Annotated in this window: 11 protein-coding genes; 4 read left to right on the top strand and 7 right to left on the bottom strand. The window is 63.6% G+C overall.

The window, feature by feature from the left end:
- The coding region (locus Q8N40_RS00905) for a hydantoinase/oxoprolinase family protein (RefSeq protein ID WP_305710465.1) at positions 1 to 992 on the bottom strand (992 nt) is incomplete at its 3' end.
- A 195-nt stretch (positions 993 to 1,187) separates the two neighbouring features.
- Complete coding sequence (locus Q8N40_RS00900) at positions 1,188 to 2,372, bottom strand: cytochrome P450 (protein ID WP_305710464.1); 1,185 nt, start codon at positions 2,370 to 2,372, stop codon at positions 1,188 to 1,190.
- A 153-nt stretch (positions 2,373 to 2,525) separates the two neighbouring features.
- Between Q8N40_RS00900 and Q8N40_RS00895 the strand changes: the two genes are divergently transcribed.
- Positions 2,526 to 3,548, top strand: coding sequence for an LLM class flavin-dependent oxidoreductase (locus tag Q8N40_RS00895; RefSeq protein ID WP_305710463.1), 1,023 nt, complete (start codon positions 2,526 to 2,528; stop codon positions 3,546 to 3,548).
- Here the strand turns inward: Q8N40_RS00895 and Q8N40_RS00890 are convergent.
- Together Q8N40_RS00890 and hpnO are read right to left on the bottom strand one after the other, a co-directional pair.
- Positions 3,536 to 3,946 (bottom strand): GFA family protein, encoded by a 411-nt coding sequence (locus Q8N40_RS00890; RefSeq protein WP_305318204.1) that lies wholly within the window; start codon positions 3,944 to 3,946, stop codon positions 3,536 to 3,538. The genes Q8N40_RS00895 and Q8N40_RS00890 overlap by 13 nt on opposite strands.
- A gap of 104 nt (positions 3,947 to 4,050) precedes the next feature.
- On the bottom strand, positions 4,051 to 5,442 hold the full coding sequence (gene hpnO / locus Q8N40_RS00885; RefSeq protein WP_305318203.1) for an aminobacteriohopanetriol synthase HpnO: 1,392 nt from the start codon (positions 5,440 to 5,442) through the stop codon (positions 4,051 to 4,053).
- Between the two features lie 123 nt (positions 5,443 to 5,565).
- On the opposite strand from hpnO, the gene Q8N40_RS00880 reads away from it, so the two are divergent.
- Positions 5,566 to 6,192 carry a DUF2147 domain-containing protein gene (locus tag Q8N40_RS00880; protein WP_305318202.1) on the top strand — a complete coding sequence of 209 codons (627 nt, stop codon included), beginning with the start codon at positions 5,566 to 5,568 and terminating at the stop codon, positions 6,190 to 6,192.
- Here the strand turns inward: Q8N40_RS00880 and Q8N40_RS00875 are convergent.
- The gene (locus tag Q8N40_RS00875) at positions 6,160 to 8,748 is read right to left on the bottom strand and encodes an MMPL family transporter (RefSeq protein ID WP_305710462.1); all 2,589 of its coding nucleotides are present in this window, start codon (positions 8,746 to 8,748) and stop codon (positions 6,160 to 6,162) included. The two genes, Q8N40_RS00880 and Q8N40_RS00875, sit on opposite strands and share 33 nt — an antisense overlap.
- A 428-nt stretch (positions 8,749 to 9,176) precedes the next feature.
- Here Q8N40_RS00875 and ispH point away from each other — a divergent pair, with 428 nt between their 5' ends.
- Complete coding sequence (ispH, locus tag Q8N40_RS00870) at positions 9,177 to 10,103, top strand: 4-hydroxy-3-methylbut-2-enyl diphosphate reductase (protein WP_305318302.1); 927 nt, start codon at positions 9,177 to 9,179, stop codon at positions 10,101 to 10,103.
- Positions 10,104 to 10,141: 38 nt separating this feature from the next.
- Positions 10,142 to 11,302, top strand: a complete 1,161-nt coding sequence (hpnH, locus tag Q8N40_RS00865; protein WP_305318301.1) for an adenosyl-hopene transferase HpnH — start codon at positions 10,142 to 10,144, stop codon at positions 11,300 to 11,302.
- 77 nt (positions 11,303 to 11,379) lie between these two features.
- Here the strand turns inward: hpnH and Q8N40_RS00860 are convergent, their stop codons facing one another.
- Together Q8N40_RS00860 and shc are read right to left on the bottom strand one after the other, a co-directional pair.
- Positions 11,380 to 12,114, bottom strand: coding sequence for a phosphorylase (locus Q8N40_RS00860; RefSeq protein WP_305318300.1), 735 nt, complete (start codon positions 12,112 to 12,114; stop codon positions 11,380 to 11,382).
- Entirely contained in the window at positions 12,111 to 14,075 is a 1,965-nt protein-coding gene (gene shc / locus Q8N40_RS00855; protein ID WP_305710461.1) for a squalene--hopene cyclase, read from the bottom strand. The genes Q8N40_RS00860 and shc overlap by 4 nt, the downstream gene beginning before the upstream one ends.
- Positions 14,076 to 14,137: the final 62 nt, after the last annotated feature.

Here is a 14,137-nt window from a genome sequence, read left to right as displayed (position 1 = left end):
CCGCCGGCCTTGATGAAGCGGCTCGATGTCGAAATGCCGTCGCGAAACTCGTACTCCGAGGTCATGCTGGGGCGGCCGTCCTCGATGATGACGGCCTTCGCGGTGGTGCCTCCCATATCGAACACGATAACGTCGCGATCGGTGCGCGCAACCCCGAGCCTGGCCGCGCCGATGACGCCGCCGGCGGGACCGGAGGCCACCACGAGCACCGGCTTTTCGCAGGTCACGTTGGCGGCCAGCATGCCGCCGTTCGAGGTCATGACCAGGATCGGCGCAGCCACGCCGATGGCCCGGAGTCCCGATTCGAGCCGCTGCAGATAACTGCGCATCGCGGCCAGCAGATAGGCGTTCACCACCGTCGTGCTGGTGCGTTCGTATTCCTTCATTTCCGGCAATACGGCGCAGGACGTGGTGACCAGCAAATCCGGAAAATTGGCGCGGATGACGGCTTCGGCCTGCAACTCGTGAGCCGGATTGCGATAGCTGTTGATGAAGGCGATGGCGACCGCTTCGATGCCCTCGGCGGCGAGCGCCCTGCCCGCCGATATCACGCCGGACTCCGACAGCGGCTCGACCGTCGTGCCGTCCGCCGCCATGCGTTCGGTGACTTCCAAGCGATGCCGTCGCGGCACCAGCGGCTTCGGCTTTTCCCAGGTCAGGTCGAACATGTCGGGCATGCGGATGCGGCCGATCTCCAGCACGTCGCGAAAGCCGCGGGTGGTGATGAGGCCGGTCTTCGCACCCTTGCGCTGCAGGATGGTGTTCGAACCGACGGTGGTCCCGTGCAGCACTTCGGCAATCGCGGCGGGCGAGATCGACAGTTCGGCCAACAGCTGTCCGACACCTTCGATCACGGCGACGCTCGGATCGGCCGGGGTCGAGGAAATCTTGCTTTGGTGGATCAGCCCGGCATCGGTCAGAAGGGCGATATCGGTGAAGGTGCCCCCGATATCGATGGCAATCCTGAACCTGTTATCCGACACCGCGGCCATTCGACCCTCAAACTTATATTACTAACTAGTTAGTCAATACGGCGCTTGAGAAAGTGTCAAGCCAACTTTTCAGGCGGCTGCGGCAAAATGTGATGCAGCGGCGCGCTGCGCCGACCCGTCAGCCCATCCGGCTACGGATTTTCTCGCCTTCGAACGGCACGGAAAAGACTGGGTGACAACGCTGCTCCGCGCCGCCTATTGCAGCAGAACCGGCAGGTTGAGCGGGCCGCGAAAACCGAAACCGTGCCAGCGCACGCCGGCGGGATCAGGCAGCGTCATGTTGGGGAAGCGCTCGAACAGCATGGGAAGCAGGCTGATGCCGACGGTCCGCCGCGACAGCTGCGCGCCGGCGCAATGATGCGGGCCGTTGCCGAAGGCCTGATGGGGATTGGGTTCGCGCAGCGCGTTGTAGTTCTCGCCGTCCTCGAAGGCGTCCTCGTCCCGGTTGGCCGACGCCTGGATCGTCATCACGGTATCGCCTTTCGGGATGAAGTACCCGCGAATCTCGGTGTCTTCCATCACCAGCCGTGAACTCACCTGGATCGGCGCCACCCATCGCACCCCTTCCTCGAAGGCGGAGCGCCATTTGCCGGCGGCGCGCACGGCGTCAAGCTGATCCGGATGGGTCAACAGGCCGTACAGAATCGTCAGCAGCGCGTCGCGCGGCTCGTTGATGCCGCCGCCAATCGCGATCTTGACATTGGCGATGATCTGGCTTTCCGGAATCGGGGTGTTCGCGTTCACCATGAAGGAGAGCGCCGAGCAATCCGGCTCGGCCCGCACGCGCTCCGCGTTGGCGCGGATGCATCGGTCCATCTCCGCATTGGCGACGTCAGTCGCCTCGAAAGGCCCCGGCGTCCAGCCGAAATTGCCGGCGCCGTCGATCAGCGTCTGCGACCATCGCTGCATGTCGTCGTCGCTGGCGTCCGGAACGCCCATCGCATGCGCCAGAATCCGCGCGGCCAGCGGTCCAGCGAGTGCTGGAAACAGGTCGACGATCTCGCCGCGCGGCAACCGGTCGAGATAATCAGCGGCCAGTTCTGCGTACAGCGGCGCCCAATCCGATTCGATCGTCTTCGGCATCAAGGCCGGCATCATCGCCATGCGTTCGGTCCGATGCTCGTCATGGTCCTTGCGCATCAGCGTGCGGGCGAGAAAGGCGCGCTCCATCGGCGTGTTCGGATCGTTCGAGCTGAACAATGCCGCGTTGTCCTTCACCAGCCTGGTATCGGCGGCCTTGGTGAGGAAGGTGCGGCCCACCGATTTGACCCGCAGCACCGGCGATTCGCGTCGCAGGTGCCGATAGATCGGATAGGGATCGCGCGTAAGCTCCGCGATCGTGATGGTCTCGTCCAATGGGGCCAGGCCCGCGGTCGGCATGTCATGATCCTCGGGCAATTGCATGCCGGGGCAGAGCATAATTGCCGGCGCGAAGCGTCGCAATCCCGCGTCCATCGCACCGGCGAAGCGACATCCGATGCTGGCTTTCAGAGCTTCCCGCACCTACATAGAAACTCAACCTGAAAGTTCCCGATGCCAGCACTGTCCATTCTAGACCTCGTCCGCGTCACCGAAGCGACCGATGCGCGCGGCGCGCTCGATAACGCGCGCGATCTCGCAGCCCATGCCGAGGGCTGGGGCTACCGCCGTTTCTGGGTGGCCGAGCATCACAACATGGCCGGCATCGCCAGCGCCGCGACCTCGGTTGTCATCGCCCACATCGCCGCGGGCTCGCAACGCATCCGGGTGGGCGCCGGCGGGATCATGCTGCCCAACCACGCGCCGATCATCATCGCCGAGCAATTCGGAACGCTGGCGCGGCTATTCCCCGGCCGCATCGACCTTGGCCTCGGCCGGGCGCCCGGCACCGACCAGGTCACGGTCCAGGCGCTGCGCCGCACCCTTGGCGGCGGCGATAATTTTCCGCAGGACGTTCTCGAACTGCAGGCCTATTTTGCGCCCGTGGTGCCCGGCCAGCGGGTGCAGGCCGTACCAGCGGCGGGAACCGACGTCCCGCTGTGGATCCTGGGATCGAGCACCTACGGCGCCCAACTCGCCGCCGCGCTCGGCCTGCCCTATGCCTTCGCCTCGCATTTCGCACCGGACCAGCTGATCCCCGCGCTCGAAATCTATCGCAGCCGCTTCAAGCCATCGGCCCAGCTCGCGCGGCCCCACGCCATGGTCGGCGTCAACATCGTCGCGGCCGACACCGAACGCGAGGCGCGGCGGCTGGCGACCACGCAACAGATGTCGTTTGCGAATATCTTCCGTGGCGCGCGCGGCCTCAGCCGTCCGCCGATCGACGACATCGAAAGCTACTGGTCTCCGATGGAAAAAGCCCAGGCCATGCAGATGCTCGCCCGCAGCATTATAGGCACGCCCGATAGCGTCCGCGCCGGCATCGACGCGCTCGTCCGCGAGACCGGTGCCGACGAGTTGATGATCGTGTCCGACGTGTTCGATCACGAGGCGCGGCTGCATTCCTACCGGCTGATCGCCGAGGCCGCGGGCGTACCCGATCGAGCGACGTCCGCGAAGGGTAGTCAGCCGGCCTGAGGCGGATAGCGGTCGAAGGTGGGCAGTTCGTGCGCGCCCTTCATCCAGCGAAGCCGCTCGGCGACCTGAATATGCACCACGGCCGGAACGGCATCGGGATCGTCGTAGGTCCCGCTCTGAATATCGATGAGTCCTGGCAGCACATTCGCGTTGGTGTAGAAAAGGCCCGTGCCGCAGTCGGCGCAAAACTGCCGCCGGCCATGTTCCGAGGATTCGTAGATTTTCGGCCGCCCCTGCGTCACCTTGACCGCATCCTCGGCATACATCGTCCAGCCCACCATCGGCGCGCCGGCGTGACGCCGGCAATCCGTACAGTGGCACAGCGCGTGAACGATGGGTTCGCCTTCCACCTGATAGCGGATGGCGCCACAGTGACATCCACCTGTGATGTTGCTCATGAGTCCCCCGATCGACGGGACCAGCCCGTTTCATCAATGGATCATTTTCCGAATTTGCGGCTTCAAAGAGGCATGCCAACCTCCTGCCTCGCGGTGTGGCACGCCTACGCCGATTTCCGCACCGCGTTGTCGACCAGCGTCTTGCCGAGCGACCAGATCGCGCCGGGGACCTTGTGGCTGGCGGCGATGACGGAATCGAACGCGGTCTCGATCCACTTGCAGTCATCTTCCGTGATCGTCAGCGGCGGCAACAGCTTGATGGTGTGGCTGCCATGGCCGGAGACTTGCGTGAGGATCTTGTGTTCCTTGAACAGCGGCACGGTGATGAGCTGACAGAACAGGCCCTTGTTGGCGCTCTCCAGCAGATTCCACGAAGCCTTCAGCTTGAGGGATTTCGGCGGGCCGAACTCGACGCCGATCATCAGTCCCTTGCCGCGGACTTCCTTCAGCAATTCGTAACCCGGGACCATGGCGGTCAGCGCCAGCTTGATTTCGGCGCCGCGCCGCGCCGACTGCTCGACCAGTTTTTCGTGCTCCATCACTTCGAGCGTCGCGATGCCGGCCGCCATCGCCAGATCGTTCTTCGCAAAGGTCGAGCCGTGCACGACGGCGCGATCCATCTGATTGAAGATCTTGTCGAAGATGCTCTTGCGCGTCAGCAGCGCGCCGATCGGAACGTGGCCGCCCGACAGCGCCTTCGCCAGCAGCACCATGTCGGGTTCGACATTCCAGTGCTCGACCGCGAGGAATTTTCCGGTGCGGCCGATGCCGGTCTGGATTTCATCGGCGATGAACAGCGTGCCGTATTTGCGGCACAGCGCGGCCGCGCCCGGCAGGAAGTCATCGCCGGGGATGTTGACGCCCTTGCCCTGGATCGGCTCGACGATGAAGGCCGCAACCTGGCGCGACGACAGCGCCTGTTCGAGGGCGGCGAGATCGTCGAAGGGAATCGAGGTGCAGCCGGGCAGCAGCGGCTCGAACCCGGCGCGGAAATTCGGATCGTCGGTCAGCGACAACGCGCCATAGGACAGGCCGTGGAAGGCATGCGCGCAGTACACGATGCCGGGCCGGCCGGTGGCGCCGCGTGCAAACTTGATCGCGGCCTCGACACATTCGGCGCCGGAATTGGCAAAGAACACCTTGTCCAGGTAAGGGACATGCTTGAGCAGGCGTTCGGCCAGCACACCGGCCAGCGTGGAAACGTCGAGTTGCACGAGATTCGGCAGCTCGGCGTCGAGCACGCTCTTCAGGGCCTGGCGCAGCACCGGGTGATTGCGGCCAATCGCAAAAACGCCAAATCCGCTCAGTAGATCGAGATAGCGCGCGCCGTCGCGATCGAACAGATACTGGCCCTGCCCCTTCTGAAAACCGACGTCATAGCCGATGGTCTTGAGAACCCGTACCAGTTGCTCATTGAGATGGCGCGTATGCATGGAACTGCGCTGCGCCTCGCGCTCCACAAACATCTCGGAAACGTCAAGATTCGGATATATCATGCGCTACATACGTCGGTTGACAGGCATTTCGTCAACTGAAAACACCCCTTGCGGCGTTTTGACCCCGCTCGAATCATCCACTAGTCACAGGTTGGAACCATGTTGCACTGCCAAGGAAACATCATGCGTACCGTTGCATTTTCCGCTGTTGTATTAGTTGCCGGCATTGCATGCGCCATGGCCGCGGATCCGACCGGCGACTGGCGGGTGGCCGACGGCGTCGCCAACATCCGGGTTGCCGAATGCAATGGCCACATGTGGGGTGCGGTGGCCTGGGAGAAGACCCCGGGCGGCCGCGACATCAACAATCCCGATGTCTCGAAACAGAGCAGGCCGACCCTGGCGATGCCGATCCTGATCGCCATGAAGAAGAAGCCTGCCGTCGATCAATGGGAAGGCCAGGTCTACAACGCCAAGGACGGCCAGATGTACGCCACGACGATCAAGCCGGTCGGCGCCGATCAAATGGAAATTCAAGGCTGCGTGCTGGGCTTCCTGTGCGGCGGCGAGACCTGGACCCGCGTCTCGGGCCCGATTCCCTCGAGCCCCACCAACAGCATGGCCAAGGGCGCGCCGAAGGGTACGGGAGCGCCGGCGAGGACGGCCGTGCAGCCGGTGCCAGCCGCCGCGCCGAAGACCACCGGCGCCGTCGGCCCGGCCCCCAAAGCCGGTCAGAAGCAGGCAGCCGGCCAGCCCGGCGACATCGGCGATATCTGCCTACTCCCCGACATCGCGCGGTTTGCCCATTAGCGCCGGCTGGAACAGCAGCACCGCCGCCAGCGTGATGACGAACGAGATCGCCAGCAGCTTGCCCATGCTGGCCGTTCCCGGATGACTCGAGAGCCACAGGCTCCCGAACGCCGTGGCTGTCGTCAGCGCGCTGAAGAAGATTGCGCGCGTCAGGCTGGTCTGCAACAGATTGGTGCGGCCCGACCGCCAGGCCGTAACGTAGTAGATCTTGAACGCGACGCCGACGCCGAGCAGCAGCGGCAGTGCGACAATGTTGGCGAAGTTGAGCGGCAACCCGATCAGCACGCAGACTTCCAGCGTCACTGCTCCCGCCACCAATAGCGGCACCATGGTATTCAGCACGTCGGTGATGTGCCGCAAGGCCAGCCAAAGCAGCAGGCTGATCACGACCAGCGCCCCGATGCCGGCGTAAATGAACGCCCGCACGATGGTTTCGCCCGATTTCAGAATCGATACCGGTCCGCCGATCGCATTCGGCTCGGCTGCCAGCACCGCATTGGCAAAGTTGCGCAGCGTTTCGTTGTCGTTGGGATCGCCGCGCGGCAACGCCTCGACGCGGATCAGACCGCCCTTGGTCTTCCAGCCGGCCACCAAATCGGCCGGCAGGGTTTTCAGGCTGACCGGCTGCGCCTGCATCGAATTCCTGAGCTGGTCGAGCGTGACCTTCAGCGGCGTGACGAAAATCGCCTGAACCTTGTTGCGCATCGCCTCGTTCGATTCGGCGAGCTTCGACAGCGCGTCGGCCAGCCGCCGCGATGCCACCGCGCCCGGGCCCTTGCCGTCGCCGGCGACCTTGCGCAGGGCCTCCACCGATCCCTGCAGGGACGCGACGTTCTCTTCGTCGGAAGGCGCGGCATCGACCGAATCGGGGTTGAGCACAGGAAGCAGGACTTTCGCCCCCTGCGCGATCAGCTTCAGCTTCGCGGGCTGATCCTCCGGCACGAAACTGTCCAGCGACATCACGCGGAGCACTTCAGGAAGCTTTTCCAGCCGGGCTTCGATCTTCCTGGCGTCGGCTTCCGAATTCGTCATCACGTTGACGGCGTTGGCGCCGGTGTTGGGATCCTTGCGCAGATCGAGGAAGGTCGCGATCGATTCGACCTCCGAGTTGCGCAGATTGATCGGGTTGAAGTCGAACTTGAGGAAATACAGCAACGGCAGGCCGGCCACCACGAGGGCCAGCGTGCCGACGATGATGATGATGCGGTGCTTCTCCAGGAACACGTCGAGCGGCGCCAGGAATGCGTAACCGACCGGCTCCTTCTCACCGGGCGGGTTGAGCATCTTGAGCAATGCCGGCAGCACCGTGATGCTGGTCAGGAACGCAATCAGCATGCCGGCGCCGGCGATCTTGCCGAGTTCCGAGATGCCCTTGTAGTCGGTCGGCAGGAAGCAGAGGAATCCGGCCGCCGTCGCCATCGCCGCGAGCGAGAGCGGGACCGCGGAGCGTTCCGCCGCCGTCGCCAGCGCCTGCGCCAGGTCGTCGTTCTTGAAACGCTCGGAGCGGTAGCGGACGCTGTACTGGATGCCGAAATCGACGCCGAGCCCGACGAACAGCACGGCGAACGCGATCGAGAGCAGGTTCAGCGAGCCCACCATGATCAGGCCCGCCGCGGTAGTGATCGCAAGTCCGATGAACAGATTGACGAACACGGCGAAGATGATTTTCGACGAATGCAGCGCCATCCAGAGAATCAGAAGCACGACCAGCACGGTGCCGACGCCGTTGACGATGGCGCCGTCCTGAACGGTTGCGAACTCCTCGTTGGCGATCGGGACCGGGCCGGTCAGCCTGACCCGGGCGCCATACTCGTCCGCGAAATTGAGGTCGGTGGCCGCCTGCCGGATCGCGTCGGTCGCGGCCTTGCCGGGTTCAAGCGCGTTGAAATCGAGGATCGGCTTGAATTCGATGAAGGCGCGCTTGTCCGAGTCGGTGAGCGGCTTGTCGCTCGTGAGTTCGCGCCACGAGAAGGTCGCACTGCCCTTGTTCAGCGCGGTCTCGACCGTCTGGGCGATCAGGTTGAAGGGCCGTTCGGTGCTGTCGAGCCTGACCTGCCCGCGCTTGATGCCGGCAAGGCCGGTTTCCAGCGCACCGGTCAGGCCGCGAATGCTGGGATCGCCCGCCATGATCTCGATCAGGGGGGCGGCGGAAGTGAACTGGCTGGTCAGCTTGCCGACTTCATCCGCCGGAAGGAACAACAGCCCGTTCTTCTCGAAAAACTCTCCGGAGCCGAGCGGCTGAATCGATTCGAAATTCTTGCTGTCGCCCGCCAGCTTCTTCGCCAGCCCGGCACTTGCCGTGCTGGTGAGTTCAGGCGTCGGCGCCTCGATGACGGCCAGGATGGTTCGGTCCCGATCGAACGCCGCGCCGAACTGATTGTCGCGCTTGCGCCAGTCCAGGTCGGGCGAAATCAGGGTGTTGATGTCGGTATTGATGGCGAAGTTCCGGGCCGCATAGAAGCCCGACGCAATCGCGAGGACGAGAGCGATCAGGACAGTTGGGACGGCAAAACGCGTGCAGGCCTTAACGATCGAGACGACAATACTTGTCAGCACATCTATTCTTTCTGATGATATCCGCTCGCCGGAAACGCCCGCTGTCTATCGGAGTTCCGCAGGCCGATCTAATGTTGTTTCTCAGGGCTTTTAGTTGGATGCACGACCAAATGGCGCAAGATTGGGCGAACTGCGCTGCCGGGCTGATATAGTCCGCTTCATAGGGCGGTAAAGTGACGAACGAGTGAGGGGGACAGGGTCATCCGCCGCGGCTTGAGCGCAACTGTATTATATTACCTATCGACTTAACGCCATTATGCGATCGTGTTGCGGGACGGCTTTTCTAATCCACCGTTTTTTGCCACAAAGCCCTGTTCCTCCATAGGCTTGGATGGAAGCACACGGCCAACCGGCATGGTGTGGATATTGCAGATCCGGAGGGCCGGACCTGGAGAGTGATTTTGGTGCAACTGCGTAACGGGCATCCCATGGAAGTTTATCTGGCACAGCCGCGAGGCTTTTGCGCGGGCGTCGTCCGCGCGATCGAGATCGTCGAGCGCGCGCTGCAGAAATACGGCCCGCCGGTCTATGTCCGGCACGAGATCGTCCACAATAAATACGTGGTCGAAAGCCTGAAGAACAAGGGCGCCATCTTCGTCGAGGATCTGTCGGAAGTACCGCCGCTGGCGGTCACCGTCTTCAGCGCCCATGGCGTGGCCAGGAGCGTCGAGGAGGAAGCCGCGGTCCGCGGCCTGCCGGTGCTCAACGCCACCTGCCCCCTCGTCACCAAGGTCCACAACCAGGGCAAGCGCTACATGTCGAAAGGGCGGGCGCTGATCCTGATCGGCCATGCCGGCCATCCCGAGGTCGAGGGAACCATGGGCCAGGTTCCAGGCCCGGTCACGCTGGTCCAGAACGTCGACGACGTCGGTTCGCTGACGCTGCCGGCCGACACCCCGGTGGCCTATATCACCCAGACCACGCTCAGCGTGGACGACACAAAAGACATAATTTCCGCCCTTCAGGCCCGATTTACCGATATTCAAGGCCCTGACATCCGGGATATCTGCTATGCGACACAGAACCGCCAATCTGCGGTAAGGGACCTGAGCAAGCTCGTGGATGTCATCCTGGTGGTGGGGGCCACCAACAGTTCCAACTCAAACAGGCTGCGTGAAATCGGCACCGAGGTCGGGGTCGCGAGTTATCTCATTGCCGACGGCAGCGAGCTGAACCCGGAATGGCTGAAAGATGCCAGGGCCGTCGGCATTACCGCCGGCGCCTCGGCACCCGAAGTTCTGGTCGATGACGTGATCGAGGCCCTGCGGCGGATCGGACCGGTCAAGGTTTCGGTGCTGCCGGGCCGGGAAGAAAATATCGAATTCCGGCTTCCGGCCGAACTGACTGCGGGCTGATCTGCTTTCGCTACCAAAGTCCAGAAAGAAAACCTGTAATGGCAATACCGTTCTTCAAAGAGTTGCGTATCGGCGGCTACATGATGAAGCAGAAGCTGCTTGGCCGAAAACGCTATCCGCTGGTGCTGATGCTCGAACCGTTGTTTCGCTGCAACCTCGCCTGCGTCGGCTGCGGCAAGATCGACTATCCCGACGCGATCCTCAACCGCCGCATGTCGGCGCAGGAATGCTGGGATGCCGCCGACGAATGCGGCGCGCCGATGGTGGCGATTCCCGGCGGCGAGCCGCTGATCCACAAGGAAATCGGCGAGATCGTCCGCGGCCTGGTGGCGCGCAAGAAATTCGTGTCGCTGTGCACCAACGCGCTGCTGCTGGAAAAGAAGCTCGATCTGTTCGAGCCGTCACCCTATCTGTTCTTCTCGGTGCATCTCGACGGCCTGAAGGACCACCACGACAAGGCGGTGTCGCAGAAGGGCGTGTTCGATCGCGCGGTCTCGGCGATCAAGGCCGCCAAGGCCAAGGGCTTCGCCGTCAACGTCAATGCCACCATCTTCGACGGCCATGCCGCGGAAGATATCGCCAAGTTCCTCGACTTCACCACTGAGCTCGGGGTCGGCGTCTCGATGTCGCCCGGCTATGCCTATGAACGCGCGCCCGACCAGGAGCACTTCCTCAACCGCACCAAGACCAAGAAGCTGTTCCGCGACGTGTTCGCGCTCGGCAAGGGCAAGAAGTGGAATTTCATGCATTCCGGCCTGTTCCTGGATTTCCTTGCCGGCAATCAGGAATACGAGTGCACCCCCTGGGGCATGCCGGCGCGCAACATTTTCGGCTGGCAGAAGCCGTGCTATTTGCTCGGCGAGGGCTACACCCAGACCTTCAAGGAACTGATGGACACCACGGACTGGGACACCTACGGCACCGGCAAATACGAGAAGTGCGCCGACTGCATGGCGCATTGCGGCTACGAGCCGACCGCGGCGAACGCGGCGCTGGCCAATCCGCTGAAGGCGATGTGGGTGTCGCTGCGCGGCATCAGGACCACGGGTCCGATGGCGCCCGAGATCAGTCTCGATCACCAGCGTCCGGCACAGTACATCTTCTCGGCTGAAGTGCAGAAGCGCCTGTCGGATATCCGCCGCGACGAGGCCGCCGCGGCTGCCGCCAAGGCGCAGCAGAAGGCTTCAACCGCCGCCTGATCAGGGCACGTCAAACAACAAGACGGGGCGCGATGCCGATCGCGCCCCGTTTTCGTTTTTCGTCAAAGATTCGGTATTCAGAGCTCCGCCGCGACGAGGCGCTCGCCGCGGAGCAGGAAGCCCCTGGTGTCGCGCAGGCTTTTCAGTGCGCGGTTGAAATCGAACCCGGTGTAGACCAGCGCGCGCAGCGTCAGCGGGTTGCGGGCCACGCCGCTCAGCACCTTGCGCAAATCGATATCGCCGTTCGGCTTGATCGCGGCCATCGCCAGCGCCGGCAAGGCCCGGCTGGCGGGATCGCTGATCACGCGCAGGGCCGCGAAGGGCAAACCGGCCCCGGTCGCGTAGGCAGCTGCGATATGGCTTTCCATGTCGACGGCGGCAGCACCCGTCTCCGAGCGCAGCGCGGCTTTGCAGGCCTGCGCGGCAACCACCCGTTCGACCCCGGCAAGACCGCCCCTGACCACGCGGCGGCGCCCAAGGGCAACGCTGGAGATCAGTTCCTCGTTGAGCGCCAGACCGGCCAGCCAGCGGGTGTCGCCGGCCAGCACCTCGGTGGCCACCACGACGTCACCTGATTTCAGGCTCGGGTCCAATCCGCCGGCGACCCCGAAGCTGATCACGCCCCTGATCGTCGATGGGTCGAAAACAGTCAGCAGCGCCCGCAATTGCTTGGGATCGCTACTACTGCAGATGACGGTCATCCCGGGCCCGGCCGCGATGCGGGCCTCCTGCACCAATCCAGTCACAATCAGTACCGGCCGCGGATCAATTGGATTGCCCACGGACGCGTCGTCCCCCGCCCCCAAAATCACATCCCGACCCCTACCACCTTGCTGTTGGTGTTCCGCAAATTCCGGTACCGCGCCAACGCCCAGAGCGGGAAGAACTTCGGATATCCATGATAGCGCAGATAAAACACCCGAGGAAAGCCTGTTGCCGTGTAGCGTTGCTCATCCCACAACCCTTTTTCGGTCTGTGTGCCTATTAGGTACTCCACGCCACGCGCGACCGCCGGATGTTCGACCTCGCCCGCTGCCATGAGACCAAGCAAGGCCCATGCCGTTTGCGAGGCGGTGCTGGGGGCACCCTCGAATCCCTTATAATCGAGTCGGTAGCTGACGGCATCCTCGCCCCAGCCGCCGTCGGCATTCTGGATCGACAGCAGCCAGTTAGCCGCCTTGCGCATCGCGGGGTCCTGGTGGTCGACGCCGGCGGCATTCAGCGCGCACAGCACCGACCAGGTGCCGTAGATATAGTTCAGCCCCCAGCGGCCATACCACGATCCCTCCACCAGCTGGGTCCGGCGCAAGTAGTCGACGCCGTCAGCGACCACCTTGCTGGTTTGCGCGGTCTCGCCGAGCTGAGCCAGCATCGAGACGCAGCGGGCGGTGACGTCCTCGGTCGGCGGATCGAGCAGCGCACCATGATCGGAAAACGGGATGTTGTTGAGATAATATTCTAGATTGTTGACGTCGAAGGCGGCCCAGCCGCCGTCGCGGCTTTGCATGCCCTCGATCCATTCGCGGCCGCGATTGATCGCAACATCATATTCCGGATCGTGGCTGGCGCGCCGGGCGCGGTCCATCGCCATCACCACGACCGCAGTATCGTCGAGGTCGGGATAGTAGTCATTGTTGTACTGGAACGCCCAGCCGCCGGGGCGAACGTCGGGCCGCTTCACGGCCCAGTCGCCCTGGACGTCCAGCACCTGCCTCGGCTTCAGCCAGTCCAGACCGTGTTTGGCCGGCGCCAGCGCCGCGTCGCTGCCGGCTTCGATCAGGGCATGACAGCTCAGCGCGGTGTCCCACACCGGCGAGACGCAGGGCTGGCAATAGGCCTCGTGCTCGCCGATCACGAGAAGCCTGTCGATGCCTCTACGGGTGATGGCGCGCGGCGGATAGTCCGCGCCCTTGCCCAGCACCTCGTACATCATCACGGTGTTGGCCATCGGCGGATAGATCGCGCCGAGGCCATCCTCGCCGTTCAGCCGTTCTTCGATGAAGGCGACGGCGGCATCGATCGCGCGGGCGCGCAACTTCCTAGGAAACAGCGGCTCGATCGTCCGCAGGATGCCGTCGATGCCGCGGAACAGATAGAACCAGCCCGCGCTCTGATGCGGTGCCTTGGCGGTCATCCCGATCGAATGCGGCGGCTGCAGGAACAATTCGTCGATGCCGATGCCGCTGACGTTCTTGGCACGCGGCTTCAGCGCCGCCAGCACCATCAGCGGCACGATGGTGGTCCGCGCCCAATAGGAAATCTTGTTGAGGTGGAACGGCGACCACATCGGCAGCAGCATGATCTCGATCGGTAATACCGGCACGCTGCGCCAGGTCAGCACCCCGAACATCGACAGCATGAAGCGCGTGAAGACGTTGCTGTGGATGGCGCCGCCACGCGAGCGGATCGCCTCGCGCGCCCGCACCATATGCGGGGCATCGGTGGAATCGCCGATCATCTTCAGCGCGAAGTAGGCCTTCACGCTGGCGCTCATTTCGAAGGCGCCGTCATGCACCAGCGCCCAGCCACCATGGGCGCCCTGGATCCGGCGCAGGTAGTTGGCGATCTTGCCCTCGAGGTCGCGATCGACGGGCTCGCCGAGATAGTGGCGGAGCAGCACATATTCCGAGGGGATGGTGCAATCGGCTTCCAGTTCGAACACCAGATGTCCGTCCGGCTGCCGGTAGCCGAGCAACCCCTGCGTCGCCGACGCGATGCTCGCCTCCAGGGCGCCACCGCTTTCATTGCCAACTGATTTGTTGCCGGAATGCATGTTGCTCGACCTCAATATTGCCCTGCCCGGTCTCACCGGAAACCTGAGGTAATGCCGTCCCC

The sequence above is a fragment of the Bradyrhizobium sp. genome, from assembly GCF_030693485.1.
GTDB lineage: Bacteria > Pseudomonadota > Alphaproteobacteria > Rhizobiales > Xanthobacteraceae > Bradyrhizobium.
This window is presented reverse-complemented; position numbering and strand designations above follow the sequence as displayed.